Annotated in this window: 24 protein-coding genes; 14 read left to right on the top strand and 10 right to left on the bottom strand. The window is 71.2% G+C overall.

The annotated features are described in order from the left end of the window. Positions 1 to 11: 11 nt before the first annotated feature. The 6 genes from OG429_RS31880 to OG429_RS31855 form a co-directional block, all read right to left on the bottom strand. Positions 12 to 2,183 carry a 3-hydroxyacyl-CoA dehydrogenase NAD-binding domain-containing protein gene (locus tag OG429_RS31880; protein WP_328928708.1) on the bottom strand — a complete coding sequence of 724 codons (2,172 nt, stop codon included), beginning with the start codon at positions 2,181 to 2,183 and terminating at the stop codon, positions 12 to 14. Between the two features lie 50 nt (positions 2,184 to 2,233). Beyond that, on the bottom strand, positions 2,234 to 3,448 hold the full coding sequence (locus OG429_RS31875) for an acetyl-CoA C-acetyltransferase (protein WP_328928707.1): 1,215 nt from the start codon (positions 3,446 to 3,448) through the stop codon (positions 2,234 to 2,236). 29 nt (positions 3,449 to 3,477) lie between these two features. Beyond that, complete coding sequence (locus OG429_RS31870) at positions 3,478 to 4,620, bottom strand: acyl-CoA dehydrogenase family protein (protein ID WP_328928706.1); 1,143 nt, start codon at positions 4,618 to 4,620, stop codon at positions 3,478 to 3,480. Positions 4,621 to 4,630: 10 nt separating this feature from the next. After that, entirely contained in the window at positions 4,631 to 5,656 is a 1,026-nt protein-coding gene (locus tag OG429_RS31865; protein ID WP_328928705.1) for an LLM class F420-dependent oxidoreductase, read from the bottom strand. Then, on the bottom strand, positions 5,656 to 6,786 hold the full coding sequence (locus OG429_RS31860; protein WP_328928704.1) for a CaiB/BaiF CoA transferase family protein: 1,131 nt from the start codon (positions 6,784 to 6,786) through the stop codon (positions 5,656 to 5,658). Before OG429_RS31860 ends, OG429_RS31865 begins: the two co-directional genes overlap by 1 nt. A 94-nt stretch (positions 6,787 to 6,880) precedes the next feature. Then, positions 6,881 to 7,273: an MmcQ/YjbR family DNA-binding protein gene (locus OG429_RS31855; RefSeq protein ID WP_328928703.1), complete on the bottom strand. Its 393-nt coding sequence runs from the start codon at positions 7,271 to 7,273 to the stop codon at positions 6,881 to 6,883. Positions 7,274 to 7,495: 222 nt separating this feature from the next. Between OG429_RS31855 and OG429_RS31850 the strand changes: the two genes are divergently transcribed. Further along, on the top strand, positions 7,496 to 9,139 hold the full coding sequence (locus OG429_RS31850; protein ID WP_328928702.1) for a hypothetical protein: 1,644 nt from the start codon (positions 7,496 to 7,498) through the stop codon (positions 9,137 to 9,139). 130 nt (positions 9,140 to 9,269) lie between these two features. Beyond that, positions 9,270 to 10,487 carry a saccharopine dehydrogenase family protein gene (locus OG429_RS31845; protein WP_328928701.1) on the top strand — a complete coding sequence of 406 codons (1,218 nt, stop codon included), beginning with the start codon at positions 9,270 to 9,272 and terminating at the stop codon, positions 10,485 to 10,487. Positions 10,488 to 10,547: 60 nt separating this feature from the next. Here OG429_RS31845 and OG429_RS31840 read toward each other — a convergent pair whose 3' ends face one another. After that, positions 10,548 to 11,228: an endonuclease V gene (locus tag OG429_RS31840; protein WP_328928700.1), complete on the bottom strand. Its 681-nt coding sequence runs from the start codon at positions 11,226 to 11,228 to the stop codon at positions 10,548 to 10,550. Positions 11,229 to 11,254: 26 nt separating this feature from the next. On the opposite strand from OG429_RS31840, the gene OG429_RS31835 reads away from it, so the two are divergent. Next, positions 11,255 to 11,554: a YciI family protein gene (locus OG429_RS31835; RefSeq protein WP_328928699.1), complete on the top strand. Its 300-nt coding sequence runs from the start codon at positions 11,255 to 11,257 to the stop codon at positions 11,552 to 11,554. A 48-nt stretch (positions 11,555 to 11,602) separates the two neighbouring features. Continuing rightward, positions 11,603 to 12,091 carry a GNAT family N-acetyltransferase gene (locus tag OG429_RS31830; RefSeq protein ID WP_328928698.1) on the top strand — a complete coding sequence of 163 codons (489 nt, stop codon included), beginning with the start codon at positions 11,603 to 11,605 and terminating at the stop codon, positions 12,089 to 12,091. On the opposite strand, the gene OG429_RS31825 is transcribed toward OG429_RS31830, so the two are convergent. After that, entirely contained in the window at positions 12,092 to 13,195 is a 1,104-nt protein-coding gene (locus OG429_RS31825) for a WD40/YVTN/BNR-like repeat-containing protein (protein WP_328928697.1), read from the bottom strand. It abuts the gene before it with no gap. A gap of 95 nt (positions 13,196 to 13,290) precedes the next feature. On the opposite strand from OG429_RS31825, the gene OG429_RS31820 reads away from it, so the two are divergent. The 8 genes from OG429_RS31820 (at position 13,291) to OG429_RS31785 (ending at position 20,124) form a co-directional block, all read left to right on the top strand. Beyond that, a complete protein-coding gene (locus OG429_RS31820; protein ID WP_328928696.1) occupies positions 13,291 to 13,704 on the top strand; it encodes a (4Fe-4S)-binding protein in 414 nt (137 codons plus the stop codon). Between the two features lie 179 nt (positions 13,705 to 13,883). Further along, positions 13,884 to 14,300, top strand: a complete 417-nt coding sequence (locus OG429_RS31815; protein ID WP_328928695.1) for an SsgA family sporulation/cell division regulator — start codon at positions 13,884 to 13,886, stop codon at positions 14,298 to 14,300. A gap of 189 nt (positions 14,301 to 14,489) precedes the next feature. Next, positions 14,490 to 16,127 (top strand): ABC-F family ATP-binding cassette domain-containing protein, encoded by a 1,638-nt coding sequence (locus OG429_RS31810; RefSeq protein ID WP_328928694.1) that lies wholly within the window; start codon positions 14,490 to 14,492, stop codon positions 16,125 to 16,127. A 335-nt stretch (positions 16,128 to 16,462) separates the two neighbouring features. Beyond that, positions 16,463 to 17,434: an acyl-ACP desaturase gene (locus OG429_RS31805; RefSeq protein WP_328928693.1), complete on the top strand. Its 972-nt coding sequence runs from the start codon at positions 16,463 to 16,465 to the stop codon at positions 17,432 to 17,434. A 72-nt stretch (positions 17,435 to 17,506) separates the two neighbouring features. After that, complete coding sequence (locus tag OG429_RS31800) at positions 17,507 to 17,809, top strand: hypothetical protein (protein WP_328928692.1); 303 nt, start codon at positions 17,507 to 17,509, stop codon at positions 17,807 to 17,809. Further along, the gene (locus tag OG429_RS31795; protein WP_328928691.1) at positions 17,802 to 18,935 is read left to right on the top strand and encodes a hypothetical protein; all 1,134 of its coding nucleotides are present in this window, start codon (positions 17,802 to 17,804) and stop codon (positions 18,933 to 18,935) included. Before OG429_RS31800 ends, OG429_RS31795 begins: the two co-directional genes overlap by 8 nt. Next, the gene (locus tag OG429_RS31790) at positions 18,935 to 19,552 is read left to right on the top strand and encodes a hypothetical protein (RefSeq protein WP_328928690.1); all 618 of its coding nucleotides are present in this window, start codon (positions 18,935 to 18,937) and stop codon (positions 19,550 to 19,552) included. Before OG429_RS31795 ends, OG429_RS31790 begins: the two co-directional genes overlap by 1 nt. Then, a complete protein-coding gene (locus OG429_RS31785) occupies positions 19,549 to 20,124 on the top strand; it encodes a hypothetical protein (RefSeq protein ID WP_328928689.1) in 576 nt (191 codons plus the stop codon). The genes OG429_RS31790 and OG429_RS31785 overlap by 4 nt, the downstream gene beginning before the upstream one ends. On the opposite strand, the gene OG429_RS31780 is transcribed toward OG429_RS31785, so the two are convergent. Together OG429_RS31780 and OG429_RS31775 are read right to left on the bottom strand one after the other, a co-directional pair. Beyond that, positions 20,125 to 20,370: a WhiB family transcriptional regulator gene (locus OG429_RS31780; protein WP_328928688.1), complete on the bottom strand. Its 246-nt coding sequence runs from the start codon at positions 20,368 to 20,370 to the stop codon at positions 20,125 to 20,127. A 57-nt stretch (positions 20,371 to 20,427) separates the two neighbouring features. Beyond that, positions 20,428 to 21,219: a VOC family protein gene (locus OG429_RS31775; RefSeq protein ID WP_328928687.1), complete on the bottom strand. Its 792-nt coding sequence runs from the start codon at positions 21,217 to 21,219 to the stop codon at positions 20,428 to 20,430. A 133-nt stretch (positions 21,220 to 21,352) separates the two neighbouring features. On the opposite strand from OG429_RS31775, the gene OG429_RS31770 reads away from it, so the two are divergent. Beyond that, on the top strand, positions 21,353 to 22,015 hold the full coding sequence (locus tag OG429_RS31770) for a TetR/AcrR family transcriptional regulator (protein WP_328928686.1): 663 nt from the start codon (positions 21,353 to 21,355) through the stop codon (positions 22,013 to 22,015). Between the two features lie 219 nt (positions 22,016 to 22,234). Continuing rightward, positions 22,235 to 23,476: a serine hydrolase domain-containing protein gene (locus OG429_RS31765; protein ID WP_328928685.1), complete on the top strand. Its 1,242-nt coding sequence runs from the start codon at positions 22,235 to 22,237 to the stop codon at positions 23,474 to 23,476. Positions 23,477 to 23,488: the final 12 nt, after the last annotated feature.

Below are 23,488 nucleotides of genomic sequence, written 5' to 3'. Positions count from 1 at the left end.
CGGTGACCGCGCTAGTCGCTGTACGTCTCGCCGCGCTCGGCCTTCGCCAGCAGCGACGCCGGCGGGGTGAAGCGCTCGCCGTAGGCGGTGGCGAGCTCGCGGGCCCGGGCGACGAAGCCGGGCAGGCCGCCCTCGTAGCCGTTGATGTACTGGATCACGCCGCCGGTCCAGGCCGGGAAGCCGATGCCCATGATGGAGCCGATGTTGGCGTCGGCGATGGAGGTGAGGACGCCCTCGTCGAGGCAGCGGACGGTGTCCAGGGCCTCGGAGAAGAGCATCCGCTCCTTCATGTCCTCGAAGGGGATCTCCGCGTCCGGCTTGGCGAAGTGCTCGCGCAGGCCCGGCCAGATGCGGGTGCGCTTGCCCGCCTCGTCGTACTCGTAGAAGCCGGCCCCGCCGCTGCGGCCGGGGCGGCCGAACTCGTCGACCATCCGGTCGATGACGCGGTCGGCGGGGTGCTCGGCCCACGCCCGGCCCTCGGCCTCGAAGGCCTTGCGGGTCTCGTTGCGGATCTTGCGCGGCAGGGTGAGGGTGAGCTCGTCCATCAGGGAGAGCACCTTGGCCGGGTACCCGGCCTGGGCCGCGGCCTGCTCGATCGAGGCGGGCTCGATGCCCTCGCCGACCATGGCCACGCCCTCGTTGATGAACTGGCCGATGACGCGCGAGGTGAAGAAGCCGCGCGAGTCGTTGACCACGATCGGGGTCTTGTTGATCTGGCGGACCAGGTCGAAGGCGCGGGCGATCGCCTCGTCGCCGGTCTGCGCGCCCTTGATGATCTCGACCAGCGGCATCTTGTCGACGGGCGAGAAGAAGTGCAGTCCGATGAAGTCGGCGGGCCGCTTCACGCCCTCCGCGAGCCCGGAGATCGGCAGCGTGGAGGTGTTGGAGCAGAGCAGGGCGTCGGGAGCGATGACGTCCTGGATCTCCTGGAACACCTTGTGCTTGAGGGCCGTGTCCTCGAAGACGGCCTCGATGACGGCGTCGCAGCCCGCCAGGTCGGCGGCCTCGGAGGTCGGGGTGATCCGGGCGAGCAGCTCGGCACGCTGGGCCTCGGTCGTACGGCCGCGCGAGAGCGCCTTGTCCAGCAGCTTCTCGGAGTACGCCTTGCCCTTGGCCGCGGCCTCGGCGCTGACGTCCTTGAGCACCACCTCGATGCCCGCGCGGGCGCAGGAGTAGGCGATGCCCGCGCCCATCATGCCCGCGCCGAGGACGGCGACCTTGCGGACCTTGCGGGGTTCGACGCCCTGCGGACGGCTGCGGCCGGCGTTGACGGCCTGGAGGTCGAAGAAGAACGCCTGGATCATGTTCTTGGCGGTCTGCCCGGTGACCAGCTCGGTGAAGTAGCGGGCCTCGATGGTCAGAGCGGTCTCGAAGTCCACCTGGGAGCCTTCGACGGCACAGGCCAGGATGTTGCGCGGCGCCGGGTACGGGGCCCCGTTCAGCTGCTTCTTCAGGCTGGCCGGGAACGCGGGGAGGTTGGCGGCGAACTTCGGGTTCGACGGCGTGCCGCCGGGGATCCGGTAGCCGGGTACGTCCCAGGGCTGCTTCGACTCGGGGTTCGCGTCGATGAAGGCGCGGGCCTTGGCGAGCATCTCCTCGGGGGTGGCGGCCAGTTCGTGGACCAGGCCGTTGTCCAGGGCGCGCTGGGGGTTGTACTGGGTGCCCTGGAGCAGGACCTTGAGCAGCGCGTCGGCGATGCCCATGAGGCGCACGGTACGGGTGACGCCGCCGCCGGCCGGGAGCAGGCCGAGGGTGACCTCGGGCAGGCCGATCTTGGAGCCGGGGGCGTCGAGGGCGACGCGGTGGTGGGAGGCCAGGCAGATCTCGTAACCGCCGCCCAGGGCCGCGCCGTTGATGGCGGCGACGACGGGCTTGCCGAGGGTCTCGATGCGGCGCAGCGAGCGCTTGATCTCGGTACCGGTGTCGAAGGCCAGCTGCGCGTGCTCGGGGCGCAGGCGGATCATGTCCTTGAGGTCGCCGCCCGCGAAGAAGGTCTTCTTGGCGGAGGTGTAGATGATGCCGCGGATGGAGTCCTTCTCGGCCTCGGCGCGGTCGGCGATCGCCGCGATGGAGTCCTTGAAGGCCTGGTTCATCGTGTTGGCGGACTGGCCCGGGTCGTCGAGGATCAGGGTGACGACGCCGGTCTCGTCCTGTTCCCAGCGGATCGTGGTGGACTCGCTCATGGTCACTGCTTTCGTTTCGGAAGGTCCGGGGGGCGGGGATACAGGACGGTTCAGAGTCGCTCGACGACGGTGGCGACGCCCATGCCGCCGCCGACGCAGAGGGTGACGAGCCCGTAGCGCTTGTCCTGGCGCTCCAGCTCGTCGACGATCGTGCCGAGGATCATCGCGCCGGTGGCGCCGAGCGGGTGGCCGAGCGCGATGGCGCCGCCGTTGACGTTGACCTTGTCGAGGGAGACGCCCATGTCCTTGACGAAGCGCAGGACGACGCCCGCGAAGGCCTCGTTGATCTCGATCAGGTCGATGTCGTCGATGGTCAGGCCGGCCTTGGCCAGCGCCTTGCGGGTGGCGGGGGCGGGGCCGGTGAGCATGATGGTGGGCTCGGAGCCGGAGACCGCCGCCGAGACGATCCGCGCCCGCGGGGTCAGCCCGTTGCGCTCACCCGCCTCGCGGGAGCCGATCGCGACGAGGGAGGCGCCGTCGACGATGCCGGAGGAGTTGCCGGCGTGGTGGACGTGGTCGATCTTCTCGACCCAGTGGTACTTCTGCAGCGCGACGGCGTCGAAGCCGCCGAGCTCGCCGATGTCCGCGAAGGACGGCTTGAGCTTGGCGAGGGTGTCGGCGGTGGTGCCGGGACGGACGAACTCGTCGTGGTCCAGGACGATCAGGCCGTTGCGGTCGGTGACCGGGACGACGGACTTGGCGAAGCGGCCGTCCTTGATGGCGGCGGCGGCGCGCTCCTGGGAGAGGGCGGCGTACTCGTCGACGTCGCGCCGGGAGAAGCCCTCGATGGTGGCGATCAGGTCGGCGCCGATGCCCTGCGGGACGAAGTTGACGTCCCAGTTGGTCATCGGGTCGTTGAACCATGCGCCGCCGTCGGAGGCCATCGGGACGCGGGACATGGACTCCACACCGCCGGCGAGGACCAGGTCCTCCCAGCCGGAGCGGACCTTGGCGGCGGCCATGTTGACGGCTTCCAGGCCGGAGGCGCAGAAGCGGTTCTCCTGCACACCGGCGACGGTGTCCGGGAGGCCGGCCGCGATGGCCGCGATCCGGGCGATGTCGGAGCCCTGGTCGCCGACCGGGCCGACGACGCCGAGCACGATGTCGTCGATGGTGGCCGGGTCCAGCCCCGGGTTGCGCTCACGCAGGGCGTGGATGAGGCCGACCACCAGGTCGATCGGCTTGGTGCCGTGCAGGGCGCCGTTGGCCTTGCCTCGGCCGCGCGGGGTGCGGATCGCGTCGTATACGTAAGCTTCGGTGCTCACTGGTCAAGCCTTTCGGGGAGGTCTGAGCGTTAGCCGAGGAGGGAGCGGCCGATGATCTCTTTCATGATCTCGGTCGTGCCGCCGTAGATGGTCTGGATGCGGCCGTCGGTGAAGGCCCGCGCGACCCGGTATTCGGTCATGTATCCGTATCCGCCGTGGAGTTGCAGGCAGCGGTCGGCGACGCGCTTCTGCAGCTCGGTGGCCCACCACTTGGCCATCGAGGCGTGTACGTGGTCCAGCTCGCCGTTCGCGTGGTCGGTGATGCAGCGGTCGAGGAACGTACGGGTGACCGCGCACTCGGTGGCCATCTCCGCTATCTCGAACCGGATGTGCTGGAGCTTGGACAGCGGCCGGCCGAAGGCCTCGCGCTCCTTGACGTACTGGGTGGTGATCTCCAGCAGGTACTCGGCGGCCGCGATGCCGGCCATCGCGATGCCCATCCGCTCCTGCGCGAGATTGGTCATCAGGTGGACGAAGGCGCCGTTCAGCTCGCCGAGCAGGTTCTCCTTGGGAACGCGGACGTCGTGGAAGAACAGCTCGGCGGTGTCCTGCGCCTTCTGGCCGATCTTGTCGAGGTTGCGGCCGCGCTCGAAACCGTCCGCGCCGCGCTCGACGACCAGCAGCGACAGGCCGTGCGCACCGCCCTCGGGGGTGGTCTTGGCGACCACGATGACCAGGTCGGCGAGGATGCCGTTGGAGATGAAGGTCTTGGAGCCGTTGAGCACCCAGTGGTCGCCGCGGTCCTCGGCGCTGGTGCGGATCCCCTGGAGGTCGGAGCCCGCGCCCGGCTCGGTCATCGCGATGGCGGTGATGGTCTCCCCGGAACAGAATCCCGGCAGCCAGCGGCGCTTCTGCTCCTCGGTGGCCAGCGAGGTCAGGTAGGGCCCGATGATGTCGTTGTGCAGGCCGATCGCGAGCCCGGGGGCGCCGGCCCTGGTGAACTCCTCGGCGATCACGGCCGCGTAGCGGAAGTCGGTGTTCCCGCCGCCCCCGTACTCCTCCGGGACGGCCAGGCCCAGCAGCCCCTGCCGGCCGGCGGCCCGCCAGGCCTCGCGGCTGACGATGCCGTCCTTCTCCCACTGTTCGTAGTACGGCAGCACCTCCTTGGTGAGGAAGGTGCGGACGGTCTCGCGGAACGCCTCGTGGTCGGCGTCGAAGATCCGGCGTTGCATCAGGGGCTCCTTAAAGCCAGTTCTTGACGGTTTCGATCAGCCGGGCCGGCTCGGGACCGACGGGCGTGACGTTGAGCATCGTGACGCCCGCCTCGCGGAAGGCCTCGACACGCTCGCGTACGTAGCCCTCGGGCCCGCACAGCGTCATCAGCTCGCAGAACTCGTCCGGGACGGCGGCCGCGGCGTCGCGCTTGCGCCCCGAGAGGTACAGCTCCTGGATCTTCTTCGCTTCCCGCTCGTAGCCGTAGGCCACGGCGAGGTCGTTGTAGAAGTTCTTGCCGACGGCGCCCATGCCGCCGACGTACAGGGCGATCTGCGGGCGCGCCAGGTCCCGTACGGCGGCCGCGTCCTCGCCGATCGCGAGCAGGCCTCCCGCCACGGTCCGCAGCGGGCCGAGTTCCGGCGCCCGCTCGGCCGCACCCTCCGCGAGGGGCGCGCCCCAGACCGCTCGGGCCTTCTCCGGGATGAAGAGGGTCGGCAGCCAGCCGTCGGCGATCTCGGCGGTCAGGCGGACGTTGGCCGGGCCGAGCGAGGCGATGTAGACGGGGACGGCGTCACGCACCGGCCGGGTGAGGATCTTGAGCGGTTTGCCGTGCCGGCCGCCCTTCTCGGGAGGCAGCGGCATGTCGGTGATGCCGTGGTGGTCGATCGTCTCGCGGCGCCAGATGCGGCGGCACAGCTCGACCGTCTCGCGGGTCCGGCCGAGCGGCTTGTCGTACGGCTTGCCGTGCCAGCCCTCCACGACCTGCGGACCGGAGGCCCCGAGGCCGAGCAGCGCCCGGCCGCCGGAGACCGCGTCGAGGCCCGCGGCCGTCTGGGCGATGAGGCCGGGGGTGCGCGAGTAGACGTTGAGGATCGCCGAGCCGATCTTCATCCGCTCGGTGCGGGCGGCGAGGTAGCCCATGATCGTCGGGGAGTCGAAGCCCCACGCCTCGGCGACCCACACGGCATCGAGGCCGGCCGACTCCAGCGCCGCCGCCTCGTCGGCGGCCCGGCGCGGATCGCCCGCGTAGTCGAGCATCATCGACAGTTCCATCAGGCACCCTTCCCGGTCAGGCCCGGTACGTCCCAGTCGCGGGCCACGGATTCGGTGTCCGCCCCGGGCTGGGCGGGGCCGCCGGTGACGGCGGCCGGGGTCGCCGAGAAGCGCGGCGCGGGGGCGGGCTGGGTGATCCCGCCGAAGTCGGTGAAGGTGGAGCGGGCCGCGAGGTGCGGGTGGTGCGGGGCCTCGCGCAGCGAGAGCACGGGCGCCACGCAGGCGTCGGTACCCGCGAAGACCTCCGTCCACTCCTCGCGCGTACGGGACTTGAACCGTGCGGCCACGGCCTCGCGCAGTTCGCCCCAGCGGGCGAGGTCCTTACGGGCCGGGGCCTGCTCCTTGATGCCGAGGAGCTCGGTGAAGGTGTCGTAGAACTGCTGCTCCAGGGCGCCGACCGCCATGTACTGGCCGTCGGAGGTCTCGTAGGTGCCGTAGAAGGGGCAGCCGCCGTCGAGGAGGTTGGCCCCGCGCCGGTCCTGCCAGCCGCCTGCCGCCATCATCCCGTGGATCATGGCGGTGAGGTGGGCGGTCCCGTCGACGATGGCCGCGTCGACGACCTGGCCCGCGCCGCCGGGGGTACGGGCGTGCTGGAGCGCGGCGAGGACGCCGATCACGAGGTAGAGCGAGCCGCCCGCGTAGTCGCCGACCAGGTTGGCGGGTACCGCCGGGGGCTCGCCCGGGTTGCCGATCATGCCCAGCGCCCCGGTGACGGCGATGTACGCGATGTCGTGCCCGGCGGTGTGGGCGAGGGGGCCCTCCTGGCCCCAGCCGGTCATCCGGCCGTAGACCAGCTTCGGGTTGCGGGCGTGGCAGTCGGCCGGGCCGACGCCGAGCCGCTCGGCGACGCCGGGGCGGAAGCCCTCGATGAGGACGTCGGCCCGCTCGACGAGGTCCAGGACCCGGGCCGGGCCGTCGGCCGACTTGAGGTCGAGCAGGACGGAACGCTTGTTGCGGTTCGTGATGTCGTAGGCCGGATCGACCGCGAGCCCGCCCCCGCCGGGCCGGTCCACCCGTACGACGTCCGCCCCCAGGTCGGCCAGGAGCATGGCGGCGAACGGGCCGGGGCCGATGCCCGCCAGCTCGACGACGCGCAGCCCCGCGAGCGGGCCGTTACCTGTCACTGCCATCGAGCCCCCAGCATCCTTAGCCGCACGGTGTGACACAACTGATGTAACACCAGCGATGCTAGGAACGTGTTCCACTCAGCACAAGAGCAAGCGCTTAGCCATTTGCCTGGATCCGGGCGTCCAGCTCCTTGACGTGCCGCTTGAGGGCCACGGTGCGATAGCTCTCCTCCACCCATTCGCACAGCACCTGCACGGAGGGCGCCCCCTTCTCCCCCAGCGGAACGGAGACCCAGCCGGACCGGCCCAGGCCGTATCCGGTGGGCTCCGCGCCGGGCGCGGCCATCGCGTGCCCGTGCAGCGCCTCGTCGGTGAGCTTGACGGCCAGGCCGGGCGGCTGCGGTCCGTCGGCGTTCCCCAGGAAGACGAAGATCTTCTTGTTGACCTTCACCACGCAGTCCTCCGGACCCCACGGGTGGTCCTCCGCGGCCTCCGGCAGCCCGCGGGCGAACTCCCGTACCGCCTCCCACGTGCGCACTGCGGACTTCATCGGCGCCTCCAGTCGATCGCCTCCCACGCTAGCGGAGCCCGGTGAGGCATTCGGGGCAAAACCACACCAGGCGGGCGGGGAGCCGCACGCGTCGGGGAACTGCCGTTTTCAGCCACGAATATCCACTGATCATCTGCCCGGGGTCTGTGTACTCTGAGCGAGCTTTCGAACCTGTTCAAGCGTTAACAGAAAATGGGGGGGCCGGTGCGCAATCGCCGACTCATGCTTTCCGCTGCCGCCATCGTCGCGGCCGGCGTCGGTCTCGTCCCGGGCGTCGCCAACGCGACGGGCCCGGGCGGGGCCAAGGGGACGGGCAGCCAGGGGGTCGCCGTTCCCGACCTCGACCTGAACGCGGCCAAGGCCAAGGCGTTCAGCGCCGAGACCTTCTCCAGCCCGGCGTCCAAGACGGTCCACCCGGCCGCCAAGGGCGGCAAGCAGGCCGCTCCGCAGACCGAGGGCACGGCCACCGTCGACCCGACGGTCGACCTCAAGGCCGGGGCCACCAGCGCACACGCGATCAAGCTGGACATGACGTTCACCACCGACCCGAACGCCTCGATCAGTTCGGTCATCGAGTGGGGCGACGGCCAGACGTCGTCGACGCCGGCCTACCCGACCGCCCAGTCGCTGGACCACACCTACGCCCATGCCGGTGTCTACACCGTCAAGGTCAGCCTCATCGAAGGCACCACCCTCCGGGGCACCAACGAGATCGTCGTCCGCACCGCGGGCAACGAGTTCACCCCGCACGCCCCGACCCGTCTGCTCGACACCCGCACCGGCGGGGCCTCGACCAAGGTGCCCGCCTACGGCACCGCCCGCGTCAAGGTCGCCGGCGCCGCGCAGATCCCGGCCGGGGTGACCGCGGTGGCCCTCAACGTCACCGTCACCAACCCCACCAAGGCCGGACACGTCCGCGTGTACGCGGAGGGCGGCGACCTGCCGACCACCTCGAACGTCAACTACGCCCCGGGGCAGACCGTCCCGAACCTGGTGCTCGCGTCGGTCGGCGAGAACGGCTACGTGGACATCTACAACCACGGCGACGGTGCCATCGACCTCATCGCCGACGTCACGGGCTACTTCTCCAAGACCGCGGCCAGCGGCTACACCTCGGTCGACCCGAGCCGCGTCGTCGACACCCGCGAGGGCCTCGGCACGGGCCAGGGCCAGGTCGCGGGCTACGGCAGCTTCAGCACCCAGATCACCGGGCGCGCCGGCGTCCCGTCGACCGCGAAGGCCGTCGCGCTCAACGTGACCGTCACCGAGCCGAAGTCGGACGGGCACCTGAACGTCTACCCCTCCGGCAGCCAGGCCCCGACCGCGTCGAACCTGAACTTCACGGCGGGCCAGACCATCGCCAACTCGGTGATCGTCCCGATCGGTCCGGACGGCAAGATCAGCATCCGCAACGGTGCCTGGGCCGGGACCCACGTGGTGGTCGATGTCGTCGGCTACTACAGCCCCGACAGCCAGAGCGCGCTCATCCGCTCCTTCCCCAACCGCTGGTTCGACACCCGCGAGTGGAGCGGTCCGCTGGAGGGCCGCGGCTACATCTACGGCCGCGTCGGTGGCGGCGACCCGAACGTCACCGCTCTCGTCCTCAACGCCACCGTCACCAACACGGCGGGCACCGGCTTCCTCACCGTCTCCCCGGACCCGAACTCCTGGAGCGCCTACGAGGGCGGCTGGGAGACCTGGCCGACCCCGCCGAACTCCTCCAACCTCAACTGGACCCCGGGCAAGACCGTCCCCAACCTGGTCCAGGGGAGCTCCGGCACCAACAACGTCATCGACTTCTGGAACATGGGCTACCAGTCCACCGACCTGGTCGTCGACACCTTCGGCTTCTACGCCAAGAACTGACCCGACCGCGGGTGTCCGACACGGCGCCCCGGGACCGGCCCCTTTCGGGCCTGCTCCCGGGGCGCCGTCCGCTGCCGCATGCGCGTCACGCTAGCCTCGGCCACCGACATCAGCTGGGAGGAGCGGTTTCATGAACGCACGGGTTCGGCAGGACCGTCCGCAGGCCGCGGAGAATCCGGAACGGGCCTACGACGTCGTGCTCTTCGGCGCGACCGGGTTCGTGGGGGCGCTGACCGCCGAGTACCTCGCCGCGCACGCCCCCGCCGACTGCCGGTGGGCCCTCGCGGGCCGGGACCTCGCGAAGCTGGAGCGGCTGCGCGACCGGCTCGCCGTGATCGATCCGGCCTGTGCGGGGCTCCCGCTGCTGCGGGCGGACGCGGCCGACACCGGAGCGGTACGCGAACTGGCCGCGTCCACACGGGTACTGGCCACCACCGTGGGCCCGTACGTCTGGTACGGCGCGGAACTGGTCGCCGCCTGCGCGGAGGCGGGCACGGACTACCTGGACCTCACCGGGGAACCCGAGTTCGTGGACCGGATGTACGTCGAACACGACGCGCGGGCCCGGGAGACCGGGGCGCGGCTCGTGCACGCCTGCGGCTTCGACTCGATCCCGGCCGACCTCGGGGCGTACTTCACGGTCGGCCGGCTGCCCGAGGGCGTCCCCCTGACGGTCGACGGGTTCATGCGGTCCAACGCGCTGTTCTCGGGCGGGACCCTGGCCTCCGCGCTGACCGCCCTCAGCCGCGGGCCGCAGACCTTGGCGGCCGCGCACGCCCGCCGGCTGCACGAGCCCCGGCTGCTGGGGCGGCGGGCACGGGGACCGGTGGGGCCGCCGCGGTTCAGCCGGGAGACCAGTACTTGGGCGCTGCCGCTGCCCACGCTGGACCCGGCGATCGTGGCCCGGTCGGCCGCCGCCCTGGAGCGGTACGGCCCGGACTTCCGCTACCGGCACTACGCGTCGGTCAAGCACCTCCCGGTCGCGGTGGGCGGGACGGCGGCGCTGGGCGCGACGGTGGCCCTGGCCCAGGTCCCGCCCGTCCGGCGGTGGCTGATGAACCGCTGGGAACCGGGTCAGGGGCCCGACGCGGAGCGGCGGGCGCGCAGCTGGTTCACGGTGCGGTTCGTGGGCGAGGGCGGCGGCCGGCGGGTGCTCACCGAGGTGTCGGGCGGCGACCCGGGGTACGGCGAGACGGCGAAGATGCTGGCGGAGTCGGCGCTCTGCCTGGCCTACGACGCCCTGCCGAAGGCCGCCGGACAGCTGACGACGGCCGTGGCGATGGGCGACGCGCTGATCACCCGCCTGCAGAAGGCCGGGATCACCTTCCGGGTGGCGGACGCCCGCTGACGCATCCCGGGGCCACCCGTCAGCCCGTCGTCCTGTCCCCCTGTCCCCCCGTCGCCCCCGTCACCCCGTCGCCTCGCGCAGGGCGCGGCGGCACAGGGAGTCGGCGTGCCGGGTGGTCTCGGGGATCCGGAAGCGCGGGCTGAGGGCGAGGGCGTGGGCGCAGGCGTTGTCCAGCGAGACGCGGTGCCCGACGGACACGTAGACCGGCTTGATCCCGTCCTGGGTCCGCAGCGCCCGGCCGACCTCGGCGCCGTCGGCGGCGACCAGCGGGGCGAAGTCGCCGCGCCGGGCGCCCGGTTCCTCGTAGGTGAAGGTGAACGGGTTCTTGGCGACCCCGATGGCCGGGAGCCCGGTGACCACGCCGAGGTGGCAGGCGAGGCCGAAGCCGCGGGGGTGGGCGAGCCCGTAGCCGTCGCAGACGACGAGGTCGGGCGCGGCGGTCAGGGAGTCCAGGGCGGCCAGGACCGTCGGCAGCTCGCGGAAGGCGAGCAGCCCGGGCACGTAGGGGAAGCTGACGTGCCCGACGGCGGTGGCCTCCTCGACGACCTCCAGGGTGGCGGCGTCGAGCACCACGGCCGCGGCGGCGACGAGGTCGCGTTCGTCGTCGTAGGCGACGTCCACTCCCGCGACCAGCCCGCGCCCGGGCGGCGGGCCGGGCTCGGTGAGCACGACCTGATGGCGTAGTTCGTCCTGTATCGCCCGGGCCTCGGCCTCGTCGGCGGGGGTCTTCGCACTCGTCATGATGGAGCGAGAGTAGCCTGGCGATCATGTTCGTCATGGAGCTCAGCTACATCGCGCCCATCGAAGCCGTCGAAGACGAGATGGACGCCCACATCGCCTGGCTGGACGGCCACTACGCCGCGGGCGTCTTCCTCGCGTCGGGCCGCAAGGTGCCGCGCGACGGCGGTGTGATCCTGGCCGGCGGGGTCTCCCGGGCGGAGATCGAGAAGATCGCTTCCGAGGACCCGTTCACGGTGGCGGGCGTCTGCTCCTACCGCATCACGGAGTTCATCGCGACGAAGACGTCGGCGGACCTCGCGACGGTGCGCGAGAACCCGGTGGCGTGAGGCCCCGGCCCCGGAGCCGTCGCCCACCGTCCGACAAAGGAGACAGAGATGACCGCCCCCGTCAGCCCCCGGCTCGCGGCCCCCGGCGACATACCCGAGCTGATCCGGCTGCGCGCCGTCGCGCTCGCCTCCCTGGGGGTGGACCCGGGGCCGGCCGACGCCGCCTGGCGGCAGACCGCGTACGACTGGTTCGCCGAGCGGGTCGGCGAACGCCCCGGCATGCGCTGCCTGGTAGTCGGCGGCGCACCCGGTGAGCCGCTGCTGGCCACCGGGATGGCCTGGGTGACGCACCACCTGCCGAGCCCCCGGTGGACCGACGGCCGGCGCGGTTACGTCGACGGCATCGTCACCGACGGGCCCGCCCGGGGGCGCGGCCACGGGCGGGCGATCGTCGACGGACTGGTCGGCTGGCTGGAGGGCATCGGCATCGGCTACGTCCAGTTGCACGCCAGCGAGGACGGCGAACCGGTCTACCGGGCGGCGGGCTTCGCCCCCGGCCGCTACCCGGGCATGGACCGGTTCACCGCGACCGGCTGATCAGCGGCGCTCCAGCCGGGCCACCCGCCCCTTCTCCCCCGACGCCCAGCAGCCGGTGTCCGCGGCGCAGTCGACCGTGTCGAACGACCCGGCGTCCAGCGGCCGCCAGTTGCGGCCGCCGTCCGCCGTCACGTCCGTGCCCGTCGGACCCACCGCCAGCGCGGTGCCGCCGCTGTACGGGTACCAGGCCGCGCCGGAGCGGTAGGCCGGCGGCGGGGCCGCCGCCTGGCGCCAGCTGCGGCCCCCGTCGGAGGAGACGGCCGCGGCCTGCGGGGAGGCCTGCCCGGCGCGGTAGTCGCCGCCGACCGCGAGGCCCCTCGTACGGTCCCGGAAGGCGAGGGCGAAGACGCCCCGCGCCGGGTCGCCCGCGGGGACGGTGGACTCGGTGGCCCGCCAGGTCAGGCCGCGGTCCGCGGAGTGCAGCACCCGCGCGGTCGCCCCGCCGCCCGTGGCCAGCCAGACGTCGCGCGGGCCCGCGCTGACCAGGCACTGGCCGCTCGCCGCGAAGCCCGCCTCGCCCGGCAGCGCCGCCGGCATGCCCTCGCCCGGCAGCACCCGCCAGCTCCGCCCGCCGTCGTCGGTCGACAGGATGCGGAAGCGCCCGTCCACCGGGTCGCTCATCGCCAGCCCGTGCTGGGAGTCGAAGAAGGTGAGGCAGTCGTAGAACGCGCGCGGGTCGGGGTTGCGGAAGGCCTCGGTCCAGGTGGCGCCGCCGTCCTCGGTGCGCAGCACCCTGGAGGCCTCGCCCTCACCGATCGACAGGGCGACCGCGCGGCGCGCGTCGAAGGCCTCGATGTCGCGCAGCTCCAGCCCTTCCGCGGCCGCGCCCGGCGGCGAGACGTCGCCCCAGGTGCGGCCTCCGTCGACCGTGCGCAGGACGGTTCCCTTGGAGCCGGCCACCCAGGCCGTGGTCCGGCTGACGGCCGACAGTCCCCGGAAGCGGACGTCCTTCCCGGTGCCCTTCAACGCCCATCGCGCACCGCGCAGTTCCGCCTCGGCCGGCTCCGCTCCCGCGGATGCCCGAGCGGACGACCCGGCCGACGCCCCGGCGGATGCCTGAGCGGGCGCCGCCAGCAGCCCCACCGCCAAACCCGCCGCGCACATGCCAACTCCCAGAAGTCTCATGGCGCCGGAAGCTAACGCACCCCCGTTTCGTCGTCCAGGGTGCGTCGCGGGCCCCGCCTTCCTAGATTGGGCCCATGCCCTCAAAAGAGCCCAAGGCCTACGACGGCAAGCTCGTCACCGTCACCTACGAGACCGGCCGCTGCCTGCACGCCGCCGAGTGCGTACGAGGACTGCCCGAGGTGTTCGACTCGGGCAGTCGCCCCTGGGTCCAGCCGGACGGCGCCGATCCCGAGCGGGTCGCCGAGGTGATCCGGCGCTGCCCCTCGGGGGCGCTCCAGTACCGGCTCACGGACGGCCCGGCCGAGGAGCCGGACCGGCCGACCACCGTCGCACGCGACCGGGCCGGCCGGCTCGTGCTGCGCGGCGACCTGAGCGTGACGAGTCCGGACGGCACCGTCCGCAAAGAGACCCGGGCCATGCTTTGCGCCTGTGGAGTGAGCGGTAACCAGCCCTTCTGCGACCTCTCCGGAACCTGTCATTCCGACTGATCTTCCCGTCATCACGCCTCCCTGATGGTCACTCTGTGCGATCACACAGGCATGTTCCGGCCAATCGGTGACACAGCTCACGTCACCTCCCATGCACGGATTTGCCGATTCCGGCGTCTATCGGGTTGCCGGGTTTCACCCCACAGCCCGGCAGCAGATCCGCCGCAAGGGAGTGAGCCTTGATCACTGTCATCGAGCAGGCCGTACAGGCCCGTCTGGTCGCCACCGCGCCGAAGGTCGAGACCATTCCCGTCACTCTCTGTTACGATCGATCGGATCCGTTCGCCGTGCGCATGGCCTTCCCCGCCCCGGCCACGCTGGAGGGCGTCGAGGTCTCCTGGACCTTCGCGCGCGAGCTGCTGGAATCCGGACTGAACCGCCCGTCGGGCTCCGGCGACGTGCGCGTGCGCCCGTACGACGCCGAGCGGACCACGATCGAATTCCACGCACCCGAGGGCGTGGCGATCGTGCTCATGGCGACGGCGGAGCTGCACCGGTTCCTGGAGCGCTCTCGGGCCGTGGTTCCGGAGGGCCTGGAGCACCTCTACCTCGACATGGACCACAGCCTGGCCGAGCTGATGCGCGACACCTGCTGAGCCACCGGAGCCACCGGTCCCTTAATTCGTTTGCGGGCGGCTCCGGCCGTCCGTAGCTTCGTGATCGCCCCATTGCCGTCGAAACGGAGCAGGACATTGCTCATCTGAGGTTCGAGACAGCGACACGCCATCCGGGCGTCGACTGTCTCCCCGCGTTGCATTCACCACTCACGCAACCTGGAGGCCTCCATGAGTCACGCCCCTGCCTATGTCACCTGCTCCGCGCTCTCCTTCGACTGGCCCGACGGAACGTCCGTCTTCGACGGGTTCCAGCTCGCCGTCGGCCCCGGCCGTACCGGCCTGATCGGGCTCAACGGCTGCGGGAAGTCCACCCTGCTGAAGCTCATCGCCGGTGAACTGGCCCCTTCCAAGGGCCAGTTGTCCGTCGCGGGCAGTGTCGGGTACCTCCCCCAGAACATCACCCTCGACACCGCGCTGCGCGTGGACGAGGCCCTCGGCATCCGCAACGTCCGGGCCGCCCTGCACGCCATCGAGGCGGGCGAGGCCACGGAGGCGAACTTCGCCGCCGTGGGCGACGACTGGGACGTCGAGGAGCGGGCGCGGGCCACGCTCGACCAGCTCGGTCTCGTCCGCATCGGCCTGGACCGGACCGTCGGCGAACTCTCGGGCGGCGAGTCCGTACTGCTGCGGCTGGCCGCCCTGCTGCTCGCGCGCCCCGACGTCTTGCTGCTGGACGAGCCCACCAACAACCTGGACCTGCGGGCCCGGGGCCGCCTGTACGCGGCGGTCGAGTCCTGGACCGGGGTGATGGTCCTGGTCAGCCACGACCGGGAGCTGCTGGAGCGGGTCGACCAGATCGCCGATCTGCACGACGGCGAAGTCCGCTGTTACGGCGGGAACTTCACGGACTACGAGGAGTTGCTCGCCGCCGAACAGGAGGCGGCCGAGCGGATGGTCCGGGTCGCGGAGGCCGACGTACAGCGACAGAAGCGCGAACTCGCCGATGCCCAGTTCAAATTGGCGCGGCGCAAGCGCTACGGCCAGAAGATGAACGACACCAAGCGCGAGCCGAAGATCGTGATGGGCGCCCGCAAGCGGGCGGCACAGGAATCGGCGGGCAAGCACCGCATCATGCACACCGAGAAGCTGGCCCAGGCCAAGGAGCGGCTGGACCACGCGGTGGAGGCGGTGCGCGATGACGACGCGATCCGGATCCACCTGCCCGCCACCCAGGTCCCGCCGGGCCGGCGCGTACTGACCCTGAGCAACCTGCGCCTGCCCCACGGGGCAGCCGTACGGGGCGAGTGGGAGCTGCGCGGCCCGGAGCGGATCGCACTGGTGGGCCGCAACGGTTCGGGCAAGACCACGCTGTTGCGGACGGTGGCGGGGCTGCTGGCGCCGGAGTCCGGCACGGCGGTCACCCATGTGACCACGCGGTTCCTGCCGCAGCGGCTGGACGTGCTCGACGAGAGCCGTTCGGTGGTGGAGAACGTGGCGCGGTTCGCCCCGCAGGCCACGAACAACCTGATCCGGGCGCGGCTGGCGCACTTCCTGTTCCGGGGCGCCCGGGCGGACCGGCCGGCCGGCACCCTGTCCGGCGGCGAGCGCTTCCGCGCGGCGCTGGCGGCGCTGCTGCTGGCGGAGCCCGCTCCGCAGCTGCTCATGCTGGACGAGCCGACGAACAACCTGGACCTCGCGAGCGTGCGGCAGCTGACGGACGCGCTGGAGTCGTACGAGGGAGCACTCGTGGTGGCCAGCCACGACGTGCCGTTCCTGGAGTCGATCGGCATCACCCGGTGGCTGCTGCTGGACGGCGACCTGCGGCCCACCACGGCCGAGGAGGTCCGGGAGACGCTGTGGCACTGACGGGGCGGGCGGTGCCCGCACCGTGGGCGCCGCCCGGCCGGCCTGTCGAGTAGCTCGGCTGCAGCGCCTCGGGCGGTGTCCGCCGCGCGCGTCACCGACTCGATCGAGGCCCTCCGCGAGCCCGTATCCGCCGTCAAGGCGGGGGCCGCGGACCACCTGCCGGCATGAGTTTGGCTCGTCGATTCACGCTCGAACCCGCCCCAAACTGCACAGATAACCGGACGTAACCGGACATAGGCAGGGGTGGGGCTTGGCTGGGTCTTAATGTCGCGCTTAACCTACGACTCCGTAGGCTACGGAACCGTAGGTAATTCGCTTTGCACCCAGGAGTACCCGTGACGATCACCTCTCCCCACCTCGGCAGCTCGGAGGCGTGGACGGACGCCAAGCTGCTGTTCGCGCTGGAAGAGGTGGTCGAAAAGGAGCTCAACCGCCATCTGAAGGTCACCAAGGACTGGATGCCCCACGAGTACGTCCCGTGGAGCGACGGCCGGAACTTCCCGGGATTCTTCGAGGACGGCGAGGCCTGGGACCCGGCGCAGTCCAAGGTCACCGACATCGGCAAGATCGCGCTGGTCGTGAACCTGCTGACCGAGGACAACCTCCCCAGCTACCACCACGAGATCGCCTCGCTCTTCGGCCGCAACGGCGCCTGGGGCACCTGGGTGCACCGCTGGACGGCCGAGGAGGGCCGCCACGGCATCGTGATGCGCGACTACCTGCTGGCCTCGCGCGCCGTGGACCCGGACAAGCTGGAAGCGTTCCGGATGCAGCACATGTCGGAGGGGTTCGAGTCCGACAACCGCCACTCCATGCTCCACTCGGTGGCGTACGTCGCCTTCCAGGAGCTCGCCACCCGCATCTCGCACCGCAACACCGGCCACCAGTCCGGTGACCCGGTCTGCGACCGGATGCTGGCCCGCATCGCGCAGGACGAGAACCTGCACATGGTCTTCTACCGCAACCTGCTGGGCGCGGCCTTCGAGCTCGCCCCGGACCTGACCATGCAGGCCGTACGGGACGTCGTCGTCAACTTCCGGATGCCCGGACACGGCATGCCCGGCTTCGAGCGGATGGCCGCGCAGATGGCGATCGGCGGGGTCTACAACCTGCGGATCCACCACGACGACGTACTGAGCCCCGTGATCCGCTTCCTGAAGATCATGGACATCGACGGCCTGGGCCCGGAGGGCCACAAGGCCCAGGAGGAGCTCGGCCTCTTCATGAACGGCCTGGACTCCGAGGCCCGCAAGTTCGACGAGCGCCTGGCCGCCCGCGCGGCGCGCCTCGCGGCCCGCAAGGCCTGACCGATTCCCGCTCGCTCGGGCGAGTGATGCCGATTGCCCTGGCAGAGCCGTGCTCTGCCAGGGTTTCGCGTCATGACCTCGCTTCAGGTGGACATCGACCAGCTGACCCGTCTGACCCGTGCGCTGGATTCCTCGCTGGTCTCCCTGCGCGACGCCCGGCGCGCGCTGGACCACGTACGGGCCGACGAGCTCGGCACGGCGGACCTGGACGCGGCCTGTGACGGCTTCCAGAAGAGATGGGCCTTCGGCGCGCGGGAGCTGACCAAGCGCGTCAAGGCCGTACGGGACGGCGTGGACCGCAGCGCCTCGGAGTTCGCGGAGCTGGAGGAGGCCATCCGCGCGGCCTTCCTCCGGGCGGCGGCCACGCATGACTGACCACGCCACCCTCGGCTTCGACCCGGCCCCGGGGGATCCGGCGGCGGTCCTGGCCCTGACCAGGAAACTCTCCGCGTCGGCGGCCTCCCTCGGCGAGGCCTCGCGCGTCGTGAAGGCGCTGGTCTCGCACAGCTCGGACTGGCAGGGCGAGGCCGCCACCGCCTTCCGCGCCTCCCTCTCGCAGGACCTCCCGCGCTACCTGGGCTCCGCCCACACCTCCCTCGCCGAGGCCGCGAAGCGGCTCACGGGTTGGCACGAGACCCTGGTGGCCCACCGTGCCCTGGCGGCCCGGTACGAGGCCCAGGCGGCCTCCGCCAAGTCCCCCGAGGCCCTGGCCGATGCCCGCCGCCTGGCCCGCGAGCTCGCCACCGAGCACGCGACGGAGGCCCGCCGGGTGGCGCAGACGCTGGACACGGCGTCGGACCGCCTGGCCCCGAAGGAACCGGGCCTGCTGTCCTCGATCTGGCACAAGATCGTCGACGACCCGGGCGACGCCTTGTCGAACGCGTCGGCGGTCCTGGGCCTTCTGGGAGCCGGCATCGCCTTGGCCTGCCCGCCGGCAGGTCTGGCCGTGATGCTCGTGGCCGGCGGCCTGTCATTGGCAGCTCTCACGACGCACCTGGCAGACCCGAAGTTCCGGAAGCCTCTGGTGGACGGGGCCACGAGGGGCGAGTTCGACGCGGACTTCTGGAAAAGTTCTGTGACCCTCCTGGGCGACGCGGCAGGCTCCGTCCCTGGCCTCGCGGCGGTTGCCTCGGGCGCAAAGGCCGGCGCGGCGGCAGCCCGCGCGGCAATGGTCGCCGCCCCCGAGGCCAGCGCCCTCTCAAGCCTGGGTGAGGGAGCCACCGCGTTCCGGAGCACGACGTGGTCGACCGCCAACACCTTGCGTGAGGTGGAGAGCCCACTCACCGCGTGGGCGTTGCGAGAGTCGCCGCAGCACGTGAGGGACCGAGTGGGCGTAGCCGTGGCAGGAGCGGGTGCGACAACAGCAGTCCTTGACTACGCCAGTGACAGCGATGCGGTCGAGCACGGATCGACCGCGGCCGACGGCGTGCGGGGCGTCCTGGACGACGCCCCTTCCACAGTGGCGAAATCACGCCAATTCTGGACGGTGGTGAGGCCGTGATGCACGAGACCGCCCTGCCGCCGGTGTGGTTTCGGCTGCCCCCAGGCTTCCACGACATCGGTCCCGAGGACCGGGCGTCCCTGGACGCCGTCGCTCACGCGCTGGGCAGCCCGGATGCCCGGCAGGAACTGGCTCAACTGGTGGACGGCCTCGACGAACTGGCCGGGCTCGGCGTCGTGCACACCGCGATCGGCTTGCATCCGGACGAACCGGTCGGGGTCTGCACGTCGCTCTTCTCTCTGAGCATCCGGCCCACTGACGAGCCCAATCCACGGGTAGCCGCTGCACGAACCGCCCTTGGTATCGCCCGCTCCGCCGCGTGGGCTGCTTCCGCGCGCCGGTTCATCGACCTGCCGTCATCGCTTCCGTGTTATCTCGTCGCGGGGACCATCAACGTGCCGCGCGCGCAGCAGCACGTATTCCAGGCACGGATCGCCACGAGCCACCCAGGAGGCCTGCACGTGCTGGTTCTCGACGTCACCAGCGCGGCAACCCAGCACCATGGCGCGTACACCGAGATCCTCGAAGCGATCGCGCTCACCCTCAGCTTCACCGACCCCGATCCCAGCCCGCCTCCCGCGCCCCGGGCATCGCGCATCCTGGAGGTGCTCCTGTGACGCTCGCACTCACCAAGGTGGCGTGGGACCACGCTCCGACCGCTCTCGGCTACAAGCGTTTGGCCGTCCGCCGCGCGGTCTGGGTGCTGAGCCTCGGCGTTCCTCCCGTGGTCGCCCTCGGCTGCGTCGGCCATGTACCTCATGCCACAACCGGGTTCGCACTGATCACCGTGCTCGTGGCACCCTTCCTGCCCTGGGTCGTGATCACCTACTTTCGGCGACACCGCGTCGCCGACATTCTTCAGGCATATCCATGGCGGCAGCTGCCCTGCCGGTTCCCGCGGAGGGCAACAGGAAGCCCCGCCACCATCGCCATCACATTCGGGGATGACCTCACGGGCACCTTCCGCACCATCCCGTTCCCCGTGGCGGAACTGGAGAACAACCGCCCCGACCGGATCTGGTTCGCCGGGGATCCCCGCTTCGGTGGGGTCGTGTCGCCCGTCGGAGGGCACTACCCCGTGCGGGTCGTACCCCACACGCCGCGTCGTGAGGAGTGCGGCGGTGAGGGGTTCGAGCTCGCCCTGCGGGTGGGGCTGGTGCGGCGCAGCGGCAAGGGTACGCGGACCTGATCAGCTGCGGCGCGAGCGCAGGGCGTGGCGTTCGGACTCGGAGAGGCCGCCCCAGACGCCGAAGCGTTCGTCATTGGCCAGGGCGTACTCCAGGCACGCCGCCCGCCCCTCGCACGCCCCGCACAGCCGCTTCGCGTCGCGCAGCGAAGAGCCGGGCTCGGGGAAGAAGAAGCCCGGGCCCGTCTGGGCGCACAGGGCGAGGTCGTACCAAGCAGTTGCAGTGGTGGTGGTGGTGTTCATCGACATGCCGGTGATACTGGCCGCCGCCGATGGACGTCCGATCAACGGGCGATCAACACCCTGTCATCCGCCCACCGTCGGCACGCTGGCTATGACCGCGAATCGCGCCCCGAAGGGATCCTGCAGCTTGGCGAAACGGCCGACCCCCTCCATCAACTCCGGGGTGAGGCGGACCTTGCCGCCCGACTCCTCCGCCTTCGCCGCCGTCGCATCACAATCGGCCACCTCGAAGTACGGCGTCCAGTAGGGCCGTTCGGCGTCCTCCACCGGATCCGACGAGATCGGGACCAGACCGCCGAAGGAGGCCTGCTCCGTCGTGCCGGCCGGCTTGGCCATCGTGTACGAACCGCCCTCGAACGTCTCGCCGATCTCCCAGCCGAGCACCCCGTGGTAGAACTCGGCCGCCCGGGCCACGTCGCCCGTGTACAGCTCCGTCCAGCACAGGGAGCCCACCTCCGTCACCGCGCCCAGGCCGCTGTTCTTCCTGGGCTGCCACACCCCGAAGCCCACTCCCTCCGGATCGGCGAATATCGCCATCCGGCCGAAGTCCAGGACATCCATCGGCTCGAAGGTCACCGAACCGCCCGCCTTGACCACGGCCGCCGCCGTCGCGTCCGCGTCGGAGGTCTGGAAGTACACCTGCCAGGCGCACGGGCCCTGGTCCGCCGGGACCGTCATGCCGCCCGCGACCGTCTTGCCGCCGAGGTGGAACATCCCGTATCCACCGACCTCCTCGCCACCAGCCTGGAAGTCCCAGCCGAACAGTCCCGCGTAGAACTCCGCTGCGGCGGCGACGTCCGGCGTACCGAGGTCCACCCAGTTCGGGGAGCCGTCCTTGTAGTCCGTGGTGAGCATGGTCCGCACCCCTTCCGCTGTCCCGTCCTGTCCGATCCATGTCCTCTCTCTTCCGAGCATGGCACCCGCCACTGACAGCGGCCCGGCGCCCGCTCCACAGAGTGAACGACCGTCCGTTCGATAAGATGGGGAGATGGCAGACGGACGCGTGGAACGCGGCAACCGGACGCGACGGACGGTTCTCGACCGGACGGTGGGCATCGCCTCCGTGGACGGCCTCGAAGGCCTGTCCCTGGGGAAGATCGCCGCGGACCTCGGCCTGAGCAAGAGCGGCGTGTTCGCTCTCTTCGGCTCCAAGGAGGACCTTCAGCTCGCGACCGTCCGCGCCGCCGTGGACGTGTTCGTCGAGCAGGTCGTCCGGCCCGTGCGCGAGGACCCCGCAGGGCTCGCCAAGGTGTGGCGGGTGTGCGAGCTGTGGCTCGGCTACTCCGGGCGCCGCGTCTTCCCCGGCGGATGCTTCTTCTGCGGAGCCTCCGCGGAGTTCGACGCCCGCCCCGGCCCCGTACGCGACGAGATCGCCAAGGTGCGCTCCGACTGGACGCGTTACGTCGAGCGGGTCCTCGAAGAGGCCCGGCTGGCGGGCGGGCTCCGGGACGGGTTCGACCCCGCGGACGTTCCCCAGCTCGCCTTCGAGGTGATCGCCCTGATGGAGCTGGCCAACGCGCACTCCGTCCTGCACGAGGACCCGGCGGCGTACGAGCGCGCCGGCCGCGGCATCCTCGACCGGCTCCGGGCGGTGGCGGCCGCTCCGGAGGAGCTCCCGGACCGGCCGCCCGTCTTCAACTCCCCTTCCTGACCCGGCCGGGCTGCGCCGCCGGCCGAGGCCGCGACCAGGACGTGCCGGCCGCCCCCACCGTCGCCGCGAACGGTCGCCGTCGCCGCCCAGCGGTGCAGAGAAATTGGCACGATCGTTCGTGTTGTTTTGATCCCTGATCGCGCCCCTGATGACGCGGACCTACGCTTGTCCCACCGCTTTCCTTGATCCTCGTACGACAGGAACAACAGGAGGCATGCCGTGAGGTCGACGTACATACGGCTTCGCCGGGCCTGCGTGGCCACCGCCGCCGCAGGTCTGCTCATCGCCCCGGCCGTCGCTGGCTCCGCCTACGGAGCGCCCGCCCAGGGGTGGTTCGCCCCCGCCGCCGCCTCCCCCACCCCCTCCCCGGACGGCGACACGGAGTTCAAGCAGCTCACTCCGGCCGTCGCGGCCCAGCTGGACGCCGCCATCCTCCAGGTCCTGCGCGAGGCCCATGTGCCGGGCGTCACCGTGGGGCTGTGGGCCCCCGGCAAGGGCAGTTACGTGAGGAACTTCGGGGTCGCGGACAAGGCGACCGGCGCTCCCATGCAGAGCGATTTCCGCATTCGCATCGGCAGTGAGACGAAGACGTTCACCGTGACCGCCCTCCTCCAACTGGTCGACCAGGGCAAGGTCGGCCTGGACGACCCCATCGGCAAGTACATCGCCGGAGTTCCGAACGGGGACCGCATCACCCTGCGCCAACTCGCCGGCATGCGCAGCGGACTGTTCAATTACACCGATGACAACGGCTTCATCAAGGCGTTCGAAGCCAACCCCGACAAGCCCTTCACACCACAGCAGTTGCTCGGCTACTCCTTCGCGCACCCCGTGCAGTTCGCACCGGGCGCGAAGTGGCAGTACTCCAACACCAACCTGATCCTGCTCGGTCTGGTGGTCGAGAAGATCACCGGTCGGCCGCTCCGCGAGGTGATCGGACGGGACGTCCTGCAGCCGGCCGGTCTGCGCCACACGCTCTTCCCGGTCGGGGCCGAGTTCCCCCTGCCGCACGCGCAGGGTTACACCGACCAGTCGGACTCGGGCAAGATCGTGAACGCGACCAACTGGGACCCGACCTGGGCCTGGGCCGCCGGAGCGATGATCTCCGACCTCCAGGACCTGCGCAGTTGGGCACGGACCCTCGCCACCGGCACGCTGCTGACGCCCGCGACCCAGGCCGAGCGGCTGAAGACCACCTCGGTCGGCATTCCCGGCGCCGGTTACGGGCTCGGCATCTTCAACATCCAGGGCTGGATCGGCCACAACGGCTCACTGCCCGGGTACGAGACGCTGACCGTCTATCTGCCGGAGGCCCAGGCGACCATGGTGGTCCTCCTCAACACCGACGTCCCGCACGACGGCCAGGAGCCCAGCACCCTGTTCGGCGAGGCGATCACCAGCATCGTCAGTCCGGACCACGTGTACCCCGGACACAAGCCGACCGCCCCGAATCCCGGCTGACGCGCCCCGCCC

The sequence above is a fragment of the Streptomyces sp. NBC_00190 genome, from assembly GCF_036203305.1.
In the GTDB taxonomy this organism is placed as follows: Bacteria; Actinomycetota; Actinomycetes; order Streptomycetales; family Streptomycetaceae; genus Streptomyces.
The sequence above is the reverse complement of the archived record's forward strand: the minus strand, read 5'-3'. Positions and strand labels throughout refer to the sequence as shown.

Excerpts from the sequence above, each read along its gene's own strand:
- OG429_RS31855 (WP_328928703.1), bottom strand. The coding sequence starts at position 7,273 with ATGAAGTCCGCAGTGCGCACGTGGGAGGCGGTACGGGAGTTCGCCCGC.
- OG429_RS31820 (WP_328928696.1), top strand. The coding sequence starts at position 13,291 with ATGCCCTCAAAAGAGCCCAAGGCCTACGACGGCAAGCTCGTCACCGTC.
- OG429_RS31780 (WP_328928688.1), bottom strand. The coding sequence starts at position 20,370 with ATGTCGATGAACACCACCACCACCACTGCAACTGCTTGGTACGACCTC.
- OG429_RS31800 (WP_328928692.1), top strand. The coding sequence starts at position 17,507 with ATGACCTCGCTTCAGGTGGACATCGACCAGCTGACCCGTCTGACCCGT.
- OG429_RS31880 (WP_328928708.1), bottom strand. The coding sequence starts at position 2,183 with ATGAGCGAGTCCACCACGATCCGCTGGGAACAGGACGAGACCGGCGTC.
- OG429_RS31850 (WP_328928702.1), top strand. The coding sequence starts at position 7,496 with ATGCTTTCCGCTGCCGCCATCGTCGCGGCCGGCGTCGGTCTCGTCCCG.
- OG429_RS31835 (WP_328928699.1), top strand. The coding sequence starts at position 11,255 with ATGTTCGTCATGGAGCTCAGCTACATCGCGCCCATCGAAGCCGTCGAA.
- OG429_RS31825 (WP_328928697.1), bottom strand. The coding sequence starts at position 13,195 with ATGTGCGCGGCGGGTTTGGCGGTGGGGCTGCTGGCGGCGCCCGCTCAG.
- OG429_RS31845 (WP_328928701.1), top strand. The coding sequence starts at position 9,270 with ATGAACGCACGGGTTCGGCAGGACCGTCCGCAGGCCGCGGAGAATCCG.
- OG429_RS31790 (WP_328928690.1), top strand. The coding sequence starts at position 18,935 with ATGCACGAGACCGCCCTGCCGCCGGTGTGGTTTCGGCTGCCCCCAGGC.
- OG429_RS31810 (WP_328928694.1), top strand. The coding sequence starts at position 14,490 with ATGAGTCACGCCCCTGCCTATGTCACCTGCTCCGCGCTCTCCTTCGAC.
- OG429_RS31870 (WP_328928706.1), bottom strand. The coding sequence starts at position 4,620 with ATGCAACGCCGGATCTTCGACGCCGACCACGAGGCGTTCCGCGAGACC.
- OG429_RS31865 (WP_328928705.1), bottom strand. The coding sequence starts at position 5,656 with ATGGAACTGTCGATGATGCTCGACTACGCGGGCGATCCGCGCCGGGCC.
- OG429_RS31840 (WP_328928700.1), bottom strand. The coding sequence starts at position 11,228 with ATGACGAGTGCGAAGACCCCCGCCGACGAGGCCGAGGCCCGGGCGATA.
- OG429_RS31775 (WP_328928687.1), bottom strand. The coding sequence starts at position 21,219 with ATGCTCACCACGGACTACAAGGACGGCTCCCCGAACTGGGTGGACCTC.
- OG429_RS31770 (WP_328928686.1), top strand. The coding sequence starts at position 21,353 with ATGGCAGACGGACGCGTGGAACGCGGCAACCGGACGCGACGGACGGTT.
- OG429_RS31860 (WP_328928704.1), bottom strand. The coding sequence starts at position 6,786 with ATGGCAGTGACAGGTAACGGCCCGCTCGCGGGGCTGCGCGTCGTCGAG.
- OG429_RS31795 (WP_328928691.1), top strand. The coding sequence starts at position 17,802 with ATGACTGACCACGCCACCCTCGGCTTCGACCCGGCCCCGGGGGATCCG.
- OG429_RS31830 (WP_328928698.1), top strand. The coding sequence starts at position 11,603 with ATGACCGCCCCCGTCAGCCCCCGGCTCGCGGCCCCCGGCGACATACCC.